This window comes from Anabaena sp. WFMT, assembly GCF_051781005.1.
Lineage (GTDB): Bacteria > Cyanobacteriota > Cyanobacteriia > Cyanobacteriales > Nostocaceae > Anabaena.
The window spans coordinates 1-21528 of record NZ_JBPWOA010000022.1; the positions used below are offsets into that span (position 1 = coordinate 1).

16 protein-coding genes are annotated in these 21528 nt (G+C 37.6%); 7 read left to right on the forward strand and 9 right to left on the reverse strand.

The window, feature by feature from the left end:
* The 5 genes from ACSQ6I_RS13970 to ACSQ6I_RS13990 form a co-directional block, all read right to left on the reverse strand.
* On the reverse strand, positions 1-1007 hold a 1007-nt coding region (locus tag ACSQ6I_RS13970), incomplete at its 3' end, for an inorganic phosphate transporter (RefSeq protein ID WP_438890922.1).
* A 133-nt stretch (positions 1008-1140) separates the two neighbouring features.
* Positions 1141-2187 (reverse strand): zinc-dependent dehydrogenase, encoded by a 1047-nt coding sequence (locus tag ACSQ6I_RS13975; RefSeq protein ID WP_438890923.1) that lies wholly within the window; start codon positions 2185-2187, stop codon positions 1141-1143.
* Between the two features lie 199 nt (positions 2188-2386).
* Entirely contained in the window at positions 2387-4024 is a 1638-nt protein-coding gene (locus ACSQ6I_RS13980; protein ID WP_438890924.1) for a protein kinase domain-containing protein, read from the reverse strand.
* A gap of 157 nt (positions 4025-4181) precedes the next feature.
* On the reverse strand, positions 4182-4889 hold the full coding sequence (locus ACSQ6I_RS13985; RefSeq protein ID WP_438890925.1) for a class I SAM-dependent methyltransferase: 708 nt from the start codon (positions 4887-4889) through the stop codon (positions 4182-4184).
* A 91-nt stretch (positions 4890-4980) separates the two neighbouring features.
* Positions 4981-6789 (reverse strand): proline--tRNA ligase, encoded by a 1809-nt coding sequence (locus tag ACSQ6I_RS13990; RefSeq protein ID WP_438890926.1) that lies wholly within the window; start codon positions 6787-6789, stop codon positions 4981-4983.
* A gap of 532 nt (positions 6790-7321) precedes the next feature.
* On the opposite strand from ACSQ6I_RS13990, the gene ACSQ6I_RS13995 reads away from it, so the two are divergent.
* From ACSQ6I_RS13995 to ACSQ6I_RS14010, 4 genes are all read left to right on the forward strand, one after another.
* On the forward strand, positions 7322-8110 hold the full coding sequence (locus ACSQ6I_RS13995) for a tryptophan-rich sensory protein (RefSeq protein WP_438890927.1): 789 nt from the start codon (positions 7322-7324) through the stop codon (positions 8108-8110).
* A 27-nt stretch (positions 8111-8137) separates the two neighbouring features.
* Positions 8138-9022: an ATP adenylyltransferase family protein gene (locus ACSQ6I_RS14000; protein WP_438890928.1), complete on the forward strand. Its 885-nt coding sequence runs from the start codon at positions 8138-8140 to the stop codon at positions 9020-9022.
* Between the two features lie 109 nt (positions 9023-9131).
* Positions 9132-10487, forward strand: a complete 1356-nt coding sequence (locus tag ACSQ6I_RS14005; RefSeq protein ID WP_438890929.1) for a cysteine desulfurase-like protein — start codon at positions 9132-9134, stop codon at positions 10485-10487.
* A gap of 292 nt (positions 10488-10779) precedes the next feature.
* Positions 10780-12030, forward strand: a complete 1251-nt coding sequence (locus ACSQ6I_RS14010) for a family 3 adenylate cyclase (protein ID WP_438890930.1) — start codon at positions 10780-10782, stop codon at positions 12028-12030.
* Between the two features lie 95 nt (positions 12031-12125).
* Here ACSQ6I_RS14010 and ACSQ6I_RS14015 read toward each other — a convergent pair whose 3' ends face one another.
* The 4 genes from ACSQ6I_RS14015 to recN all read right to left on the reverse strand — a co-directional run bounded on the left by ACSQ6I_RS14015 (position 12126) and on the right by recN (position 16578).
* Complete coding sequence (locus ACSQ6I_RS14015; RefSeq protein WP_438890931.1) at positions 12126-12539, reverse strand: thiol-disulfide oxidoreductase DCC family protein; 414 nt, start codon at positions 12537-12539, stop codon at positions 12126-12128.
* Positions 12536-13192 carry an HD domain-containing protein gene (locus ACSQ6I_RS14020; RefSeq protein ID WP_438890932.1) on the reverse strand — a complete coding sequence of 219 codons (657 nt, stop codon included), beginning with the start codon at positions 13190-13192 and terminating at the stop codon, positions 12536-12538. Before ACSQ6I_RS14020 ends, ACSQ6I_RS14015 begins: the two co-directional genes overlap by 4 nt.
* Positions 13193-13336: 144 nt before the next feature.
* Positions 13337-14419 (reverse strand): Photosystem Q(B) protein 1, encoded by a 1083-nt coding sequence (locus ACSQ6I_RS14025; protein WP_438890933.1) that lies wholly within the window; start codon positions 14417-14419, stop codon positions 13337-13339.
* A gap of 431 nt (positions 14420-14850) precedes the next feature.
* On the reverse strand, positions 14851-16578 hold the full coding sequence (recN, locus tag ACSQ6I_RS14030; protein WP_438891048.1) for a DNA repair protein RecN: 1728 nt from the start codon (positions 16576-16578) through the stop codon (positions 14851-14853).
* Between the two features lie 198 nt (positions 16579-16776).
* Here recN and ACSQ6I_RS14035 point away from each other — a divergent pair, with 198 nt between their 5' ends.
* The 3 genes from ACSQ6I_RS14035 (at position 16777) to ACSQ6I_RS14045 (ending at position 21152) form a co-directional block, all read left to right on the forward strand.
* The gene (locus tag ACSQ6I_RS14035) at positions 16777-18072 is read left to right on the forward strand and encodes a hypothetical protein (protein ID WP_438890934.1); all 1296 of its coding nucleotides are present in this window, start codon (positions 16777-16779) and stop codon (positions 18070-18072) included.
* A gap of 129 nt (positions 18073-18201) precedes the next feature.
* Positions 18202-19278 (forward strand): magnesium-protoporphyrin IX monomethyl ester (oxidative) cyclase, encoded by a 1077-nt coding sequence (gene acsF, locus ACSQ6I_RS14040; RefSeq protein WP_438890935.1) that lies wholly within the window; start codon positions 18202-18204, stop codon positions 19276-19278.
* A 782-nt stretch (positions 19279-20060) separates the two neighbouring features.
* A complete protein-coding gene (locus ACSQ6I_RS14045; RefSeq protein WP_438890936.1) occupies positions 20061-21152 on the forward strand; it encodes a hybrid sensor histidine kinase/response regulator in 1092 nt (363 codons plus the stop codon).
* Positions 21153-21528: the final 376 nt, after the last annotated feature.

Here is a 21528-nt window from a genome sequence, read left to right on the forward strand (position 1 = left end):
GGTTGCAAGGAAATGATGTTTTCGCCAATAGTAGCGATGACCTTTTGACCCCAAATGGCTAAACCGGCGACAATGCCAAGACCACCAAGGATCATAATCCAGATGGGGATGGTGATGCCGTTAATGGGGGCGCTTCCGGTTTGATTGATGTAGGATATGACTGCGAGGGGTGCGATCGCATTGCCGACATCATTGGAACCATGTGCAAAGGCAACAAAGCAAGCACTCAACAGTTGGAAACGAGCAAATAAGCTCTCAACTGGATTTTGGATTTTGGATTTTGGATTTTGGATTATGTTGTGATCTAGTTGTCGCCAGCTATAGAGTGTAAGTCCTATGGCGGCTGCTGCACCTGTAAATATGGGTATGTCGTGAGTAGGTATGTTTAAACCAACTTTTTTGATTAAATAATTTGTTAGTGGTTGGGTTAGGGTTGGAAGCACAATTACACCGAATATAGTTATTAAAATTGTGCTTAACCAGGGAATCCATTCTTGTAATTGCGCTACTGGGTGAGGTTGAGCCAAAATCCAACGCTGAATGAGACTGTAAAAAAAAGCGGCAACGATACCACTTATCACAGGTGTTAAAATCCAACCGATGGTAATTAGACCAATAGATGACCAATCTATGGCTTCTATTCCTAAGGCTACCCAAGTAAAGCCTGCGATCGCACCGACAACTGCATGGGATGAGGATACAGGTAAACCGCGTGAGGTGGCAATTTGCAGCCATATTCCAGCGGATATCAGTACCGTTACCATCCCTAAAAGTAAGGTTTGCGGTGTGGTGGTAAATAATTCGGGGTTAGCAATTTTCGTCCCTAATGTTTCTGTCACCCCATGTCCAAATAAGACAGCACCTGTAAATTCTAAGATTCCGGCAATAATGATTGCTTGTTTGAGGGTGATGGCTTTAGAACCGACAGAGGTTCCCATTGCATTAGCAACGTCATTTGCACCCAGGTTAAAAGCGACATAAAAGGCTAAAAAAGCGATTATAATCATAATTGTTTGAATCAGGATTTACAGGATTTTAGGATGTACAGGATTAATTTTGATTATTTTTCATGTATTTGTTTAATCTTGTTAATCCTTTAATCTTGGGTATCCTGATTCAAACAATTAATCCAAAATTGGTTTACGGATAAATTAAAATTTTATAGGTTTCTGGTGTGGGTGTGATCGCTTGGTCTACGGCTTGTGATAAATCTTGTAAGGGATAGCGATCGCTAATTAAAGCTTTCACATCAATGCGGCGATTAAAGACAATATCCGCAGATAGGCTTTGCAGACGGTAGGATGAGCTATAGCTACCCATTAAATCAATTTCCCGACGGTAGAGGATATTCGGGTTGATAGGAATTTCAAGTTCATCAGGAAATTCAGCGAAAAAGAGAATTTTTCCACCTTTGCGAGTACAGTCTAACGCTTGAAAGAAAGCTTTATCACTGGGTACAGCTAACAAGGTAACATCAACACCCATTCCCCCAGTTAAAGCTTGAATTTTTGCAGGTAAATCGGGATCTCGCGCATCGAAAGCGGCTTCTGCACCTACATTTAGAGCTTTTTCAATTCTAGAGGGAAGTAAGTCAGTAGCGATCGCTCTGGCACCAAAATACTTCACCAACATCATAAACATTAAACCAATTGGCCCCGCCCCTGTCACTAACACAGTGTGTCCCGGTGCGATTTGAGCCTTTTTGACTGCTTTTAAACAGCAATTAGTCGGTTCAACAAAACTCGCTTCTTCAAAACTGATATCATCCGGTATGGGAATCAACCCCCCATTCTGGACAATGTGTCCTGGAACTTTCACATACTCAGCAAAACCGCCACCACTGGCGTTAAAACCTGCGGTAGTCGAGATATTTTTATAAACATCGCACATGGAAAAATTATCATTTAAGCAATAGGAACAACGCATACATGGTATATGGTGCATCACTGCCACCCGTTGTCCTACTGTCCACCCTTTCACATTAGCACCTACAGATGCGATCGTTCCAGCCGTTTCATGTCCAAATATGCGTGGTGGTTCATACAGGGGATAACGAATTTTTTTAATATCTGACTGACACAAACCCACAACCCGCACCTGCACCAGCACTTCATCTGCTTCTAGAGTAGGAACTGGGATTTCTTCGTAGGATAATTGATTTACGCCTCTAAAAACTTGTGCTTTCACGTTGGTTTCTTATTGTTCAACGTTACTACATTTAACATTTTGTGGTGAACTTTAGGTTAGAAAGTTTAATATTTGTATTTTTTAGCTTCTTCTAAAATTTATTCTTTTGCGTTGTAGATTTTGTGATAGCTTGAATTTATCAGTAAATGGATATCCTTCCTCTTACTCAGTCGCAATTTGTATGGAATTTAAAGTTTATCTACTTGTAATAAGAATAATAGGTTTCTCCTTGAGGTGGTGTATTGGAACTGAGAGTCCATCTGAATGGAATTCCAGGTTTATTCCTTTTTTCATCTAGTTGTTTAATTTGTTCTTTCCGGTGATTAATAATTACTTCTTGCCCCGATAAAATTTCTCCCGTTTGGATGCCTTCAGAAACAAAATTGATATTAATACTTTCTATATCGAATCCTATAGATTGTAATGCTTCTAATGAAGCTATAAAAACATTATAATTTCTATCTTGTATCATATCTTTCAGATCAGGAATTGCAGTTTCTGCATCTTTCCCGATTTTTCCTAGAGCAAAAGCAGCATAAGCACGAATACCAGCTTCTTCATCTTTCAATCTTTTTCTTAAAATAGTAACTATATTTTCTATTTCGTATTCTATTTGAATTTCTCCTATAGTCACAACTGCATCCCACCGAATTTTTGCATCTTGATGATCTAAAATTTCTAAGAGATAAAAAATATACTCTTGTGTTATTACTCCAATTTTTTTTATTACTCCAGCGGCACGCATTCTAACTATTATATCCTCTTCTTGATTTTCTAAAATTTTTATCAGACTAAGTACTGCTGTAGATCCAATTTTTAATAAAGTTGACTCTGCCGATTGATAGTAAGATTCTTGATTATGTTTTAGAAAAGTTACTAATTGAGGTATAGCTTCCCTTGCTGCTGTACCAAATTCACCTAAATCATTGATGGCTCTAATACAATATTTATCTTCATCATCTGATAAATCCGAAATTAAGCGCCGAACTTTTTTTTGAATAGATATTTGTTTTAAAAAAGAGTTTACTTTAGAAGAAATACCCGTAGAATCATCAAGTATTTCAAGAAATTCTTTTATTGTTCCAGGGCGATCCTTGGGTTCTAGCTCTAATCCCAGTAATATACATAAATTGGTATTGTCACTAATTTGTTTATTAATTTCTTGTGGTGGTTTTAAAGGATATCCATAGCGCAGTCTAGATATAGATCCCTCTGGATATTCATTTGTTAAAAGTTTATAAAGAGTAGCAGATAAACAATATACATCCGTGAATGGACCTCTTATAGTATGACTTTCATATAATTCTGGTGGAGAATAGAAATCTGACATTTGTGTTGTATAAGTGTGAATTACTTCAGGATGAAATTTTCTAGAAATACCAAAGTCAATTAAAATGGCTTCTTCTTTCCCTTTACGTACTATAATGTTTTCTGGTTTCACATCTTGATGTAATAATTTATTTTCGTGCATGGTTGTCAAGGCATCACCTATTTGATAAATATATTTAAGAGCTTGAACTTCAGATAATAATCGCCCTTTTAAATTTTCTCCCTCTACATACTCCATGACAATTCCTAAAATATCTCCTTCTATTATTAATTCATTAATTTTCACTATATTAGGATGAATACATTCTTTATATCTTAATCCTTCATTTAGAAAATCCTGTCTAAATTTGTCAAAATTAGGTTCATCCTTATTAATATCTTTTAGAATTTTGATAATAAATTGTTGATCATACTTATCCTTAGCAAGGTAAACAATACCAAAACCCCCATTATCGTAGCGTTGCTCAATAACATAATTACTAATTTTTTGACCTACTTGAAGATGCATATAGGAGATAATTCCAAGTTTTAATAAGTTACAAAATGGACGGATTTCTTCTGTACTTTTGCACCTGTTGTTAAACAAAATGTGCTTTGTAGGACTCAGGCTAAAATAGAGACGTTATTAGTAGAATTTCATGCTCTCATTTTACTCAGATGATATCTTAAGAATTTTTAGTTGCTACCCAACCACCAACCCAAAGCCCTGTATAAAATCTCAAAATATTACCAAAACCAGCTTCCTGTAATAATTCCACTACTCTCATTTCTGAAATAGGAAAAATACCTTTTTTGATTGTTTCTAGTCCTTCTGTTATTTTTGTTGGGGTGATTCCCATTTGTTCCCAATAAACTTTGATGATAGCAATCATTCTTTCAAATTCCTGAGTACCTTTTTCACCAAAAATATCCACTAAAATAAAAGTACCTGATGATTTTAGCCGTTGGGAAATATTTTGCAGTAAAGCTAATTTACTGCCATCATCTGGAAGAAAATGCATTACTAAAATACAAGTTGCTGCGTCATAAAAAGAATTCGGATCTAAATCATAGGTATATCCAGCAAATAATTTTATTTGTTCAGATAAACCATACTTCTCTATTTTATTTTGAGCAATAGAAAGCATATTACTAGATGGATCTACACCTAGCATCTGCCACTGTGAATTACATTTACCAAACTTAACTAATTCCATGCCACTACCAGCACCCACTATCAACAAATTAGCCTTCTCTGGTAAACTTGCTCTTAAAACAGATAATGCCATATTGTGCATTACCTCATAACCAGGTAAAGCCATTTGAATCATCGTGTCATATTCATTGGTAGCAACTGGTGGATTAGAATCAAAATTTATAGTTTGTTCTGCCATTTCCTTTTCAATAACCCAGTTTTAGGGGGCTAACCGAGAAAAACCCTCAGCATACCTCCGCGTTTACCTCAGCGCCCCTCTGCGTTTAATCTTACCTCTCTATCGCCTCTTTAACCCACTGTTGCAAAGTATTGACAACTTCCTCAATAGGGATTTCTTGAGATTCACGGTTTGCGCGTTTTACTACTTCAACTTTACCGTTAGTAATAGCTCTACCTGTGACAATTCTAAAGGGAATACCGATTAAATCAGCATCTTTGAATTTAACACCTGCTCGTTCATCACGATCATCTAGTAAGGTTTCTACACCAGCTTTATTGAGTTCGGTGTAAAGCTGTTCTGCAACTGCGATTTGTTGGGCATCTTTAATGTTAGGAATGGTGACAATGGCGTGATAGGGTGCGATCGCAACTGGCCAAATTATGCCATCCTTATCATAGGACTGTTCAACGGCTGATTGTGCTAAACGAGACACACCCACACCGTAACAACCCATTATTAAAGGCTTTTCTTCCCCTTGTTCATTGGTATAAGTTGCACCCATTGCTTCAGAGTATTTTGTACCAAGTTGGAAAATATGACCAGCTTCAATGCCTCTAGCCGTTTGTAGCGTTTGGTTTGAGTCGTGCAGAGAGCGATCGCCCGCTTTTGCTTTACGAATATCTACGGTTAATTCAGGTAATTTAAATTGCTCACCCCAATTTGCACCAACTACATGAAAGCCGCTTTCATTTGCACCAGTGACAAAGTTCTTTAACTCAACTGCGGTTTGATCAACCAAGCGCACAAATTTGGAATTTACCTGTTTACTTCCAGCAATATAATCATCACTAATATCCGGTGCTATATAACCTAAAGGTAAAGATTTAGTTGCCCAAGTTGCAATTGTTTCACTAGTAGGTATGCTAAAAGCAATAATAGCTTTTGCAAAAAATTTACGAGCTAATTTAGTCAATTCGTTTTGTAATTTGACTTCATTAACTTCCTGATCACCCCGAATATTGACTAATACCAACACTGTCAAACCATTATCATAAACAGTTTGATATAAAATGTTTTTGACAACTACCGTTGGAGAACATTTTAAGAATTGACAGAGTTTTTCTATTGTATCTGTTCCCTGTGTTTCCCGTTTTTCAAAATTAATAAAATTTGAAATTTTTGCTTTTTCTGGTACAGAAACCGCTTTTTCTACATTCGCTGCATATTTACCATCTTCAGTGTAGAGAACTTCATCTTCTCCTGCATCTGCTAACACCATAAATTCTGTAGAACCAGAACCACCAATAGCACCAGAATCAGCTTCCACAGCCCGGAAAGCTAAACCAGAACGTCGCAACATATTACTGTATGCTTTGTACATATCCTGGTAAGTTTTTTTCAAACTTTCTTCATCAGCATGGAAAGAATAACCATCTTTCATGATAAATTCTCTACCGCGCATTAAACCAAAACGGGGACGAATTTCATCACGAAATTTAGTTTGTAGTTGATATAAATGTAGAGGTAATTGACGATATGAACGAATCATATCACGAGCAACAGTTGTAATTACTTCTTCATGAGTGGGGCCAAGTCCTAATTGTTGTTCTCTTCTATCAACCAGGGAAAACATGATCCCCTCAGCTTTAGTATAAGTATCCCATCTTCCCGACTCCTTCCATAAATCAGCCGGTTGTAATTGGGGTAATAAACATTCTTGTGCGCCGGTAGCGTTCATTTCTTCCCGCACAATTTGGGAAACCTTTTGCAAAACTCGCCACATTAAAGGCAAATAAGCATAAATACCGCTACCAATGCGACGGATATAACCTGCACGCAGTAACAATTTATGACTAGGAATTTCCGCGTCAGCAGGATCATCCCGGAGTGTAACGAATAACATTTGTGATAATCGCATCGTTTTTACCTTTACAAAAGCACTAATTTATCTTACTAGGCAGTTTTTGTTTATGCAGCCCTTAATTATATCAAATTTGGCTGATTATTCAACTTCACCTGTAGCAAGATACCACAAAGTAACGAGATTATAAATGATTAATTAAATTGCTGTCAGGAATAGAAATTATAAATTCTCTACCGTGTTCATGAAAAGAAATACACTGCAATTTTTCCAGATGTTTTGCAGTCAGAGAACATCAAAAAATAAATTGCTCAATAATTGTAGGGTGGGTTAGTGCAGCGTAACCCACCATTATCCCTTGAATTTATGGTGGGTTAAAGACTACCGTCTTATAGCCTGCGTGGCGTAGCCATACCCACCCTACAAATCGGATATTTTTTATTTGGAAATGCCTAATAAGTGAACAACTAATATATAAACTCAAAACCTATACCTTTACCTGCGAGTTTAGTAGCGAAAAAAGGTTCAAATAATAAAAGCAAAAGATGTAAGCTAAAATTATAGAATATATCGCTGATCCAATTATCTTATGCAACAGTCTACCTCTGGCAATAACCAGGATTTTATACGGCAGCTTGCGACCTTAGCTGCGATCGTTGGTGCGTTCGTGATTAACGTATTATCCAATATTTTTCCGCTGAATGGAATTAGTATAGGAGAAATTTCTAATACTGTCTTTAAAGAAGTCTTAATTATTCCTGCTAACTATGCTTTCGCTATTTGGGGAATGATTTATTTAGGGTTGTTTACTTTGGGAGTTTATCAATTTCTTCCTAATCAAAAAAATGATCCTGATTTACGTAAGACTGGATATTTATTGGTAATTGCTTCCGTTGCTCAAAGTATCTGGGTGTATTTATTTCTCTCCAAACTTTTTGCCCTTTCTATAATTGCAATGTTAGGGATTTTGATTCCCCTGATTATTATTTACCAGCGCTTAGAAATTGGCAGAAAGCGTGTAAGTAAAAGTAAAAAATTGTGTCTTCATGCACCTATTAGTATCTATCTGAGTTGGATTAGTGTGGCGACTATTGTTAATGTAGCTTCTGCGCTGTATTTTTATGGTTGGAATGGTTGGGGCTTTACTAACGAGGTATGGACTGTAATTATGTTGTTGGCAGCAGCGGCGATTACTACTGTTATGGTTATACAGTACCGGGATATTGCTTATGCTGGGGTAACGGTTTGGGCAGTTATTGCGATCGCTCTCAAACACTGGGATAATTCTTTAATCAGGTATGCAGCCTTGGTTTTGGCAATTGTCCTCTTTGTGATTACTATCATTAAAAATCCACGTCTGGTCATGGGTAATGGATAAAATATTAGCCTACTACTATAAAAACAGATGACACAAGGCAAAATATTACTCAAACCAGGCACATTGTGGGCAAAAGTCAAACAAACCACAGCACAAGCTTTACAATGCGGGGCGCTAAAATCTATCCCGACGGAATTTGAATTTATCGAACAAGATGGTGTTAAATTTTTGGTGCGAATATTATCGAACTTAAACCGCAAACAAGCAGCGAAGAAAAAGCAAGATCAACAAACTGCTAATACTGGTAAAGAGTTTAATCCTTTCTTACCTTACGAAGAAGATTTGTTTGTAGCAGATATTTCTGACACTCACGTTTGTATTTTAAATAAATTCAATGTTGTTGATTATCACCTGCTGATTATCACCCGCGCCTTTGAAGAACAGGAAAGCTTACTTACCTTAGAAGATTTTGCAGCAATGTGGGCTTGTCTAGCCGATTTTGATGGTTTAGTATTCTACAATGGGGGTAAGATTGCGGGGGCTAGTCAGCGACATAAACATTTACAAATTTTACCTTTTTCTCAACAAGAAATTCCCATTACACCACTTTTAACAGCAGCAAAGTTTCCAGATTCTATTGCGACTATACCCGGACTTCCTTTTTTACACGCTTTCACTACTCTCGATTTGAAGGAAGGAGCAGAAGTAACTTTCACAAAATATCAAACTTCACTGGAAGCGGTGGGTATTGAAGCAGTTGAGAATAATAGACAATCTGGGGCGTATAATCTTTTAGCTACGCGAGAATGGATGTTAATAATACCGCGTTTTCAGGAAGAATTTGAGTCAATTTCTGTCAATTCTTTGGGCTTTGTCGGTGCTTTGTTGGTGCGAAATGCTGAACAAATGCAACTGCTTAAAGATTTGGGTCCAATGAATGTTTTGAAAAAAGTCGCTTGGCCGATGAAATAGAGTAGAGTTTAAACGCAGAGGAGGTTATTGTTGGGATGAAGATATTATCTGCATGAGAAAGTTGCTTTTTTCCTCTTTGTAGTTGGTGAAAAAATAAGGAAATTTATTTATGGAATCTCTTGATTTAAAATGGATTCGCGCTCAGTTTCCCGCATTAACGCAAACAATTGACGGACACCCAGCGATTTTTTTTGATGGTCCCGGTGGTACTCAGATACCTGGTTCAGTGCTTGATGCGATGAGTGATTATTTGGTGAGGTCTAATGCTAATGCTCATGGCTATTTTACTACTAGCGTGCGAACTGATGCGTTGATTATTTCTGCTCGTGCTGCGATCGCTGATTTGTTAGGATGTGATCATGATGAGGTGGTGTTTGGTGCGAATATGACCACTCTCACCTTTGCTGTTAGTCGTGCTATTGGCCGAGAACTGCAACCAGGTGATGAAATCATTGTGACTTGTCTTGACCATGCAGCCAATATTTCTCCCTGGAAGGCTTTGGAAGAAAAGGGTGTAACTATTCGCACGGTTGATATTAATGTTGCAGATTGCACCCTAGATATGAGCGATTTGGAAAGCCAGATTAATTCACGCACAAAATTAGTAGCAGTGAGTTATGCTTCCAATGCAGTAGGGACAATTAACGATATTGCTAAAATAGTAAAATTAGCTCATGCTGTTGGTGCTTTGGTTTTTGTTGATGCAGTTCATTATGCACCCCATGCTTCTATTAATGTCCATCAATTAGATTGTGATTTTCTTGCTTGTTCTACTTATAAATTCTTCGCGCCCCATGTGGGTGTTCTCTACGGGAAACGAGAACATTTAGCGCGGTTTACTCCTTATAAGGTTAAACCAGCTTCAGAAGAAGTACCTTCACGTTGGGAAACAGGAACTCTTAATCATGAAGGTTTAGCAGGAGTAGTAGCAGCAATTAATTATCTAGCCAAGTTAGGTTGTCATGTTTCACCAACTTTAGATAATGAATTACTTTCGTCTTTAATGGCAGCGGATAAAGAAGGTTTAACTACTTTCCATTGTCCTAGTTTTCTCACTTTATCTGCACAACCTAATCATGAGTTAGCATCAGCTTATCATAGTCGCCGTGCAGCTTTAATAGCTGCAATGTCAGCCATTCAGCAATATGAAAGAGAATTAAGTAAAAAGCTAATTTCTGGATTGTTAGAAATTCCTGGTTTAAGAGTTTATGGTATTACTGAACCTAGCCAATTTATCTGGAGAACTCCCACAGTTTCTATCACAATTGAAGGACAAACACCGGCAAATATAGCGAAAATTTTAGGAGAAAAGGGAATCTTTGCTTGGCATGGTCATTTCTATGCTATTGACCTGATCGAAAGATTAGGTGTGGAAGCAAGTGGTGGTTTGCTAAGAATCGGATTAGTACACTACAACACAGTAGAAGAAATTCATCAACTTTTGTCAGTGTTAATTGAGATATAAACTCTCAAGAAATGCGAAAAAATCAATGTTAAGTGATGACAAGAAAAAGGGGGAAAGGTAAATCGACAAATTTACATTTTTCCCCTTTTTTGTATTTATTTATCTATTGCCAAATTTAGGCTGCTAGTTGCATTTTCTCTCTGTATAATTCTTCACAAATATTTATGAATGAGAAGATGTTAAATAAATAACACATGATATAATACATCATTAATTACGTAACTCGAGTTAAAATCCCTTCCAGTGCTGCTTTATCTAGAAAAGTGATTTGGGCTTCTGTTTTCTATTTAATATGAACACACAGCTTAATACTGAAAAACATTCTCCAGCTTTATTTGATATTACTCAAGACATAATAGGATGTTTGCCCCTCAAACTCATTAAACAGTGGGTAGAAAGTGAAAAAACACCAGAAATAGCATTGCAGTTATTAGAAGCTTATAAAATCAAGGCTTATAGCGTATCTTCTGATTCGGCTGGACTGACTAAGCTAATCAAAAAACAAGGCTTAGTCAAAATCTTGGCAATGATTAACCAAAGTAAAGAAATTATATATAGCTTTGGATCTGCTATAGGTGGACAGGGAATTGGTATTTGGACTGCTGACAATACTCAGATGTTATATCCAACTTCTGTTAGTGCTGAACGGCTTTTATCAGGGATGTTAACAATCCAACGGGAACTTAGTAAAAATAGCCAAATCAAAATCGGAATGGGCGCACACTATGGGGATTTTTACTATATTAATGGTGGTTTGTATGGATTGGAAGCAGATGTAATTGAAGACATTACTGAAAATGAAACTGAAGGAGGGGAAATAGTTATTAGCCAAAGTTTATATGAACTATTGCCATCTCATCACAATTTTACTATTGTACAAAGAAGTCAATCAAAAACACATATTGGTCATATTTTTCGGGTTTTAGATGGGCCTACTTTATCTGATCTATTGCCTGGAGATAAAAAATATCCTATTCCCTATACTGATGCTTTTTATACTGACTTAGTGGCATATCAAAATAAACTCACAGATACAGAATTTTGTCAACAATTGTCAGATAAGTATTTGCAAAAAAAAGTAGTAGTTTTAATTGAAAGGGAAACTAAACAATTTGAAGTTCACGAAACTGCACTGTTTATTAACTTATCTATTTCTGCCAAACTAAAAGAAATTGGAACGCGTCTTCTGGCTCAAAACAATGGTGAAGAAATCAATATAGTTGGCTCAGAAGGACTTTATACCTTTGATGAAGCTGAGAAAGCCTTAAATTTTGCGACAGCATTTCGTCAAGAATTATCTGTTGAAGGGTTTAGCTGTCGTATAGGCATTGATTCTGGGCTAGTTGGGATTTTTGATTTACCTATTGGTAGTAAGCAAATTGCTGGAATGCCAGTAAATATGGCTTCTAAAATGGCTAGAGATAAAGGAGAATTTGGTAAATTGTATTTGAGTAGTAATTTAAAAGGATTAGTTGATTTTAGCCAATGTCAGGAAATTAAATACATTGTTTCTGGTGTGGAAGTTACTGCCTATGCGATGTAAATTTTACCGAATAGAATTCAGGAGTCAGGAGTCAGAATAGGCTAAACGCCCCGCTACCACTAACAGAATGAATTTTGTCCGACATTTTTCTCTAATTATTCAATCCCAGTTTTGCAACTACCATCTACACAATATGCTGATTGATAGGTGTCTCCACGCTTGCCAAACAGAGTGTAGCGATTATCCCGGATTTGTTCATAAAACCTATCTCCTGCCCATTTCATCCCCGGTAAGGCGCGATAAGCCTCTACAAATAAACTACCTAGTGGCAATAAGCGCCCAATTTCTTCTGCTGCGTTGCTGCCTTGCCAACGTTTTGACGGATCATTATTATCAATTAAAATCATTCCTTGTTCACAATCTTGAGCAGTTATTCCCCATTGAGATAGCATTTGTTCATCTTGCATAGAGACGTAGCGAAATAGCTTTCCTTTGTCTAGAGTTTCGAGCAACTGCACTAAAGTAACGCAGAGATTACATTGACCATCATAAATTACGCTGTATTTCATATAAATCCTATATTTTTCTGAAGAAACTTCAATTCTGTTCTGATATTGAACCGGGCTAATTCTTCAGAAGATTCTAACATTAATGGTGTTAAGTAGATAGATTGACGTTGTAAAAAATGCTCTAATACTTTTCCTCTACCTGTGATATATTCAGCTTCTGAAACCCAGGCATATTCTTGGCGAATGGCTTGGGCATATTCTTGGTACTGAATCGGAGTAGCAGCTAAGATTGCTAAATCAGCATCAAGTAAAATTTGACTATCTAGATCATCTGCTTGATGATTTTTAGTACACAAAATTAGACGTTTAACTTGAATAATATTAATATCGGGAATGGCTAATTTTTTTAGCATATTAGCAGCATAAACAGCACTCTTTTCTTCATTATCTTGGGCATGAGTGTCATATACTACGTCATGAAACCAGGCTGCTAGTTGTACAGAAGGCAAATCTTGGACATAGGTTTTAAAAGTCTCAATTGTGTTAAGGACAGAGTAAATGTGTTGTAGGGTGTGATAGTGGCGACTGGGGCTAGAATAAACTGAAACGAGTTGAAAAAATGCTTTATTTGCCGTTATTTGATCAACATTAAACGATTGGAGTGTATGCTGCCAATGTGAAAATAAGCAATCTGTGATATTTTCAGCTAACATTCTTATAACTGCTACGACTGATGATGTGCATTTTTTCTACCTTAACCCTTGTGTTCATGATCATCGTGATTTAGAAAAAATGCTGGGTTATGCGATCGCTTTCTCCGTCGCAAGTATCGCATAACCCACCTCATAATACAATATTTACAACGTGGCGAATTTCACCGGAATTGCGTCGCCGCTAGACATGATGACTGGGAAATTATGGACATTAGGCGCGTGCATTGCCTGAATACCCAGATTAGCTCGATTGAGTATATCCGCATCAGTTCTAATGACTGCACCTTGGCTATCTAAAATCGAATGGTTGAAGTTGAAACCATTGAGGTTAAAGGACATACTCACTACCCCTGCTGCGGCAAACCAAATACCAATTGTTGGTAATGCAGCTTGCAAAAAGTGAAATGCACGGTGATTTCGACTTGCCAGCGGGGGAATCAACAAGCGGCCAAGATGACCAGAATGTCCTGCTAAATAGTCATAGGTGACGTGACGCTGACCTAACTTATATCCAGCATTGGGAGATTCATTTTCATCGGTTGTCCGCAGTAAGGTAGATGTTACCAAAGAACCATGTAAGGAACTCAATAAAGCACCGCCAAATACTCCTGCAACTCCCAACATATGGAAGGGGTGCATCAAAATATTGTGGTCTCCTTGGAATGCCAACATAAAGTGAAAAGTTCCTGCTATGCCAAGGGGTAAACCGTCAGCAAAGCTACCTTGACCAATTGGGTAAACCAGCAATACTGCTGTAGCTGATATTACTGGTGCAGAAAAGGCAACTGCAAGCCAAGGACGCATACCCAAACGGTAACTTAACTCCCATAACCTGCCTAAATAGCACCAAATCCCAATTAGAAAATGCAGCACAATGAGTTGATATGGGCCGCCGTTATAAAGCCATTCATCCATTGAAGCAGCTTCCCAAATTGGGTAAAAGTGAAGACCAATTGCGGCAGAAGTTGGTACTACTGCGGCTGTAATTATATTGTTGCCATCCATCAGAGAACCCCGGATTGGCTCTCTAATACCTTCCATGTCTACCCCTGGTGCAGCGATGAAAGCCAGGATAAAACAAATGGTGGCAGCTAATAGAGTGGGAATCATCAAAACGCCAAACCAGCCTATATAGAGACGATTTTCTGTGCTAGTCACCCAAGCACAAAAACGATCCCATAGTTCCAAGAAATCGAATTCTTCTCGACGTGGAGCAATGATAGTCATTGTCTACACCTCATTTTTTGAAGATGATGATTAAAATTGATTCAAAATGATGTAAAGCTCTCAAAAACAGGAATATTTTTTCTTTTGTCACTGCTAGTTTTTTGTCTGGGAATCTAACAGTAAGTAGTAGGTTGATAAACGGTGTTGAGAGATACTTAACTTCAGAATTACTCTGATTATTTTTATTCTAGCTAGGAAAAATCTAAATTAGAGTTTCTCTTTGTCAAATATCTTTGCAATTATCAAGTAAACATTCATTGTCCGGTTATTAGCTATCAGGTTTCGTTAACATTTTTAATTTCAGTTCAGAACTGATACCAAGAAAGAAAAATGATTGAGAGAGATGGATCTACAGAACTCATATTTTTACGATACAAAAAGGAATTCCCAATCTAAAATCTAAAATCTAAAATCTAAAATCCAAAATGGTATCAACTTTGTTCTTGACGACGGTGGTTAGCAGCTTGTAATAACAAAGATCCGGCAAAAGCGATCGCTTCGTTAGCAGATTTTCCTCCACTTAACTGTGCTAATTCTTCCCGACGGGTACTTAAATTATCCAAGCTGGTAACTCTGACAACTGTGCGCTGTTCAGTACTACCATTGTTATTAATCACTTGTTTATCCACCCGAAAATGATGATCTGCCATTGCTGCTACTAAGGGCTGGTGAGTAACACATAATACTTGATAACTTTGGCTGAGTTGGTGTAATTTTTCAGCTATAGCTTGAGCAACTCTTCCCGATACACCGACATCAATTTCATCAAATACCATTGTTTCTGCACCATCATTTTGATTAAAACAAGCTTTCAAAGCTAGTAAAAATCTGCTCATTTCCCCACCGGAAGCGATTTCTGTGAGCGGTTGTATGGGTTCACCGGGGTTAGGGCTAAACATAAAAGTGATTTTATCAGCACCTGTGGCCGTGGGGGAAGTAGGCACAATCTCAACTTGGAACTTGACCTTATCCATTGCTAAAGGCTTGAGTTCAGCCAACAAGTGAGATTCTAAACTAGCCGCAGTTTGGCGACGTAGTTGGGTTAATTGCTGACTAACTTGGTTGAGGTGCTGTAAACAAACCTGTTCTTGCTGTTCTAAGGTTTCTATAGATTGTTCGCTGTTGTTGAGTTCGGCTAATTCTATTTGAATACGTTCATAATATGCGATCGCTTCTGTGAGAGTCTGGCCATATTTACGACAAATTTGTTTTAATTCCCGCATCCGTTCCTCAACCTCTTCCAGCCGTTGCGGATCTGCTTCCAACCCTTCCCCATAAGCACTAATTTGTCTTCCCACTTCCATCACTGTTGTGACTGCATCCCGCACCAATTCCAATAGGGGTTGTAGCTGGGAATCAAACTCCACCATATTAGTTAATGTTGCGTCACTGTCTCCCAATAAATCAGAAGCAGTTGGGCTTTCATCTTCATTTTGATACAAAGCCTGATAAACCTTGTAGCTCATTTGTTGCAAATCAACAACGTGATTTAGGCGTTCCCTTTCTTGTGTCAATAGTTCCATTTCCTGAACATCACTGAGATTTGCTGCTCCCAATTCTTGCACTTGATAAGTCAGTAAATCCAGTTGTTGCAAGCGTTCCCGTTCCGAAGTGCGGCGTTTTTCTAAAGTTTGGTGTGCAGCATGGTATGCACTAAAAGCAACAGCAACTTTTTGGCGTTGTTGCATCAAAGAGTCACCACCATATAAATCTAACCAATCTCTGACTTGAGCAGATTGTCCCACCTGTAGAGTTTGTCCTTGCGCGGTAATTTCCACCAAGCGATCGCGCAAACTGCCCATAATTTGCCGATTTACCAGCACCCCATTAATCCGTGATCTAGTGCGGATATTACTGGTAGTGGCAGAAATATCTCGACTAATTATGACCGAATTATCATCAATTAAATCAATTTCCTGCTCACTCAACCAAGCACTCAGGAAAGGATTGATACTAAAAGTACCTTCCACCAAAGCGCGGCTAGTCCCCGTGCGAATCACACGACTAGACACTTTCCCACCTAAAACCGCATCAATCGCATCTAAAATAATCGACTTCCCAGCGCCGGTTTCCCCTGTCAACACATTCAAACCAGCACCAAACTCCAACTCCAGGTGATCGATGAGGGCAAAATTCTCAATTCTGAGGCACAGCAACATCAGGCTAAAATCTCCGTGAGAGTGAATTAACAGCAGGTGAAAAGCTAACAGCACGTATTCTTGATCTTAACAGAGAGACTATTCTTCATAGAAGTTGGTAAATATCCACAAACATCAGCAAAAGGAAGAATTAGCAAGTAGATATATCAAAAATTTAGTGGCATAATTAGAAAAGTCAACTAAATCACTTTTAAAAATATGAAATTCACCAATTTAAACCTTACCGTTAGTTTCATTTTAGCCAGTTGCTTCTTTTCCCAAGCTGGTTATACCCAAGAGACTGCAAAAACAACATTTAAACTAACTCAAGAAGCTACAAAATTACGTCAACAAGGTGCAACAGGATTAAAGACTTTCCTCAAATCTCATATTAGCGATTTAACATCCCCACCCTCACCAGAAGTGAAAACAGCTTTAGATCAATTGTGTCAACAACGAGATTGTTACGCTTCCAAATTGTATTGGTACACCGATTTAGAAAAAGCTAAAGCCGCTGCTAAAACTAGCAGGAAACCAATCCTTTCTTTGCGATTATTAGGTAGATTAGACACAGACCTCAGTTGTGCAAACAGTCGATTTTTTAGAGTTGCATTATATCCAAATTCAGAAATTTCTCAATTCTTGAAAGACAAATTTATTTTGCATTGGCAAACAGTACGACCCGTTCCCAAAGTAACAATTGATTTTGGAGACGGACGCAAATTAGAAAGAACAATTACAGGTAATAGTATTCATTATATTTTAGATAGTTCTGGTCGTCCCATTGATGCCATTCCCGGACTGTATGGCCCGAAAGCTTTTTTTAACCAACTCAAGCAAACAACAGCAATAGCAACAAAATTAAATAAAAGTAGCGGCTCAGAATACGAAATTTTATTGCAACAATATCATCTTCGCCAGCTTGATAAAATTCAAAATCAATGGAGAGCAGATTTATCCAAATTGGGTATTCAATCTCCACCCCAATTAGTAGAACGTAGAAATAATTTGACTTCACCTCCAAGTGCTGTATTAGCAGGTTCTTTAGCAGTTTCTAAATCAGTAGTAGAAAGACCAATTATTAATTCAATTCAACCTGAAACATCAAATCAGACACCTAATTCTTTAGAAATTATTGACCAAGCAACTTGGAATAAATTAGCTCAATTGTATCAAGCTGATGCCAAACTAGATGCGAATAGCATAGCTTTAATTCAAGCCAAGAAATTACCAAATACAACAGACAGAAATAATTTATCTAAAGTAATTCGTAATTTTGAAACAGTTATGGCCTTAGATACAGTCAGAAATGAATATATCCTGCACAGGCAAATTCACCAATGGTTTTTAGAAGAAAATGAAACATCTAATGTAAATCAACTCAATGAAAAAGTTTATGCTGAACTGTTTTTAACACCTAGTTCTGATCCTTGGTTGGGTTTAGCAAATAATGATACTTATAATGCAATTGATAATGGCGGCATTGTTGAAAATCCTGTATCCAGAGGCCGCTAAAATTTCAGGCAATTGCTCAAGCTAATCAGGTGTTTTTGTACAATTTATTTTCAATAATTTAACTGATGACTACTCATAACTATTTATGCTTAGATAATTATAAAAGCATAAAATAGTCAAAGGAGTATCATGGTTAAGTCTTTGGAAACTCCCCCAGTTGAGTTATTGAAACCAGGTGTCAAAGCACCTGTTCAAGAAACATTATTAACACCCCGTTTTTATACCACAGACTTCGATGCTGTGGCCAAAATGGATATTTCTGCCTATGAGAACGAATTAAGAGCTGTAGTTGATGAACTCAAAGCTGATTATAACCGCCATCACTTTGTTCGTGATGATGAATTTAAACAGTGTTGGGATCACATTGAGGGAGAGAAAAGGCTGGCGTTTCTGGACTTTTTAGAACGTTCTTGCACTTCAGAGTTTTCTGGATTTTTACTGTTTAAAGAATTATCTCGCCGTATCAAAGACAGTAACCCTCTACTATCAGAAGCATTTGGTTATTTAGCACGAGACGAAGCACGCCATGCGGGTTTTCTGAATAAATCAATGGCAGATTTTAATCTTTCCCTTGATTTAAGTTATTTAACTAAAAATCGTACCTATACATTTTTTCCTCCAGAATGGGTGATTTACACTGTTTACCTATCGGAGAAAATTGGGTATTGGCGTTATATTTTAGTCTATCGCCACATGGCAAAAAATCCAGAATTCCAGTTTTATCCCCTATTTCGGAAATTTGAAAGCTGGTGTCAGGATGAAAATAGACACGGGGATTTTTTCAAGGCTTTGTTACGTTCTCAACCCCAGTTATGGAATAATTGGAAAGCACGATTATGGGTGCGTTTCTTTTTATTAACTGTATTTGCTACTCACACAATGACAGTATTTGAACGGGCGAGTTTCTATGAAATATTAGGTATTCATCCCCGTAAATACAATAATCAGGTAATTGAAGAAACCAACAAAACTGCTGCTAGGGCATTTCCAATTATCTTAAATACAAATCACCCCTACTTTTTCTGGTTTTTGGAACAATGTGCAATCAATAACCAGAAATTAATTGAACTCAATAATAGCAAAGGTTGGGGAATTATCAAGTTCTTCAAAAAAATTCCGTTGCTGAGGAACATCGTTTGGTATATGTTGCGGCTTTACCTCATCAAGCCAATCAACACGGAAGTAATTCGTGAAACGGTGTATTAATTTTCTTGCTATCTTTGGCAGTTTTTATGATTATTAATTGCTACTCTTGCGTAATTCCTAATATTTTTAAACTCAATACCATTTCCTGATAAGGATGCACTTTATTCGCGGATATAGAGCCGAGAATCCCTACTCATGAAACGTCTCTACAGTATTCTTTAACCCCATGTTCCTCTCCACGGCAGAAGAGAAGAAGCATTCCCCCAGGGGACTTCCAGAAAATAAATGATCTCATCTTGTGGGGTAGGCATACTATGGCTAACGCCACGCTACGCTATCGACAAGTCTTACAGTGAGCTTGTCGAACTGCTCAGTACAAGTCCTGCCTGTCCTTGATAATTAGCGGGCAAGACTTCGACAGGCTCAGTCCGAGGATGCCCGCACCACAAGAAATATTGTATTAGAACTTACGCACTCAGCCAAGTTGAGAACGGTAGAATAGGCGTTTCAAATTCTGGAGAGATTCTTCGCTGCGCTCAGAATGACAGTTTTCCGTTTCAATGCGTGAGTCCTGTGTATATTTTTTTATTTGGAAGTCCCCAGCCCCTCTGCCTCTTCGATGACACTTACGTAAGTCCTCAGTAATTATAGATAATCACGCTTAAGTTTCGTGAATAATACTTACGAAATATTACTTAAGCAAGTTTTAACATTCATTTAATATTCATCATTTATCACGAAGCGCAAAGAACTGGATATTAGTCATAATAGAGTATTAAGATTGACTAATTCCGCACTCTGAATTGTTACTTTTAGTTTGACCCAATTTATATGAATACGATATGAATACGATTCTAATCATTGAAGATGAGCCTCAAATCAGGAATAATATCAAAGAAATATTGGAATTATCAGATTTTGAGACACTAGTTGCAGAAAATGGGTTGCAGGGTTTGGAGTTGGCTCAAGAGAAACATCCTAATTTGATTCTTTGTGATTTGATGATGCCTGAATTAGATGGCTATGGTGTATTAACTCAACTTCGTCAGAATATTGCTACTGCCACAATTCCTTTAATTTTCTTAACTGCTAAGTCAGATCGGTCTGATGTACGTCGAGGGATGGAACTTGGTGCAGATGATTACCTAACTAAGCCTTTTCAACCGGATGAATTACTCCAAGCAATTGCGACTAGGCTTGATAAACAATCTTTAGTTGATCAACAAACTCAGCAAAAATTAAATACTTTAAGCAATTGTATAAGCCACTCATTACCTCATGAAATTAATACCCCTCTTAATCATATTATAGGATTATCAAAGTTATTGATTCAAGAGCAGGGAATACTTTCTAATGAAGAAAATTTAGAAATGCTAGAATCAATTCATCGGGCTGGTCTAAGGCTGCATAGATTGACCCTTAATTTCCTTGTGTATGCAGACCTAGAGTTATTAGCATCTAATCCTGAAAAAATTGCGAATTTCCGCAATCATGAAGTCAAAAACTTTGTAAAATCAGCTATTGAAAATGCAGCTATAAAGATTGCCAACAATGCCAATAGGTCGGCAGATTTAAAGATAGAAGTAGCAGATACAATGATCAATATTTCTTCGGTGAAAATGGGTAAAATTGTTGAAGAGATAATTGATAATGCCTTCAAATTTTCCCAACCAAATACACTAGTAAAAATAATAGGATATAACAGTAATCAAGCCTATCATTTGTATATAATTGACCACGGACGGGGTATGACCAAGGAGCAGATTTCTGGAGTTAGAGCTTATGTCCAATTTGAAAGAAAAATGTATGAACAACAAGGTTCTGGTTTAGGATTATCAATTGCTAAGAGGTTGGTAGAAATTCATGGAGGAGAGTTTTCAATTGAGAGTATACCTGGGAAACAAACTATTGTGAGGATTCTTTTTCCCCAGTAATATCATTAGGACTTACGCACGAATCACGGAATATCGAACCGCAGAGGTCGCAGAGGACACAGAGAAATAAGAGTTGGAGGGTTTTTTACGTAAGTCCTAATCATGTCAGGTTGAATACTTATCATTAAGGCAGCAGGGGGGCAGGGAGCAGGCTTGCCCTGAGTTTCGACTTGTCTTCGACACACTACGTGAACGCTCAACTACCGCGTAGTCGAAGGGGAGCAGGGGGAAAGAGAATTTTTGGATTTCTGCACAAACAATTTATATCGCACAAGCTTTCTACCTTTCGCTTCCTGTCGAACTCACGTTAAACCCACATTCCGCACCCTGGGGTGTCACATAGTATTATCACTTAATTTTCTATTAATTTTTGGAT

What these genes read in the sequence shown, in the direction of transcription:
- ACSQ6I_RS13980 (WP_438890924.1), bottom strand. Translation starts at nt 4,024, where the DNA reads ATGCATCTTCAAGTAGGTCAAAAAATTAGTAATTATGTTATTGAGCAA.
- ACSQ6I_RS13985 (WP_438890925.1), bottom strand. Translation starts at nt 4,889, where the DNA reads ATGGCAGAACAAACTATAAATTTTGATTCTAATCCACCAGTTGCTACC.
- ACSQ6I_RS13990 (WP_438890926.1), bottom strand. Translation starts at nt 6,789, where the DNA reads ATGCGATTATCACAAATGTTATTCGTTACACTCCGGGATGATCCTGCT.
- ACSQ6I_RS13995 (WP_438890927.1), top strand. Translation starts at nt 7,322, where the DNA reads ATGCAACAGTCTACCTCTGGCAATAACCAGGATTTTATACGGCAGCTT.
- ACSQ6I_RS14000 (WP_438890928.1), top strand. Translation starts at nt 8,138, where the DNA reads ATGACACAAGGCAAAATATTACTCAAACCAGGCACATTGTGGGCAAAA.
- ACSQ6I_RS14005 (WP_438890929.1), top strand. Translation starts at nt 9,132, where the DNA reads ATGGAATCTCTTGATTTAAAATGGATTCGCGCTCAGTTTCCCGCATTA.
- ACSQ6I_RS14010 (WP_438890930.1), top strand. Translation starts at nt 10,780, where the DNA reads ATGAACACACAGCTTAATACTGAAAAACATTCTCCAGCTTTATTTGAT.
- ACSQ6I_RS14015 (WP_438890931.1), bottom strand. Translation starts at nt 12,539, where the DNA reads ATGAAATACAGCGTAATTTATGATGGTCAATGTAATCTCTGCGTTACT.
- ACSQ6I_RS14020 (WP_438890932.1), bottom strand. Translation starts at nt 13,192, where the DNA reads ATGTTAGCTGAAAATATCACAGATTGCTTATTTTCACATTGGCAGCAT.
- ACSQ6I_RS14025 (WP_438890933.1), bottom strand. Translation starts at nt 14,419, where the DNA reads ATGACTATCATTGCTCCACGTCGAGAAGAATTCGATTTCTTGGAACTA.
- recN (WP_438891048.1), bottom strand. Translation starts at nt 16,578, where the DNA reads ATGTTGCTGTGCCTCAGAATTGAGAATTTTGCCCTCATCGATCACCTG.
- ACSQ6I_RS14035 (WP_438890934.1), top strand. Translation starts at nt 16,777, where the DNA reads ATGAAATTCACCAATTTAAACCTTACCGTTAGTTTCATTTTAGCCAGT.
- acsF (WP_438890935.1), top strand. Translation starts at nt 18,202, where the DNA reads ATGGTTAAGTCTTTGGAAACTCCCCCAGTTGAGTTATTGAAACCAGGT.
- ACSQ6I_RS14045 (WP_438890936.1), top strand. Translation starts at nt 20,061, where the DNA reads ATGAATACGATTCTAATCATTGAAGATGAGCCTCAAATCAGGAATAAT.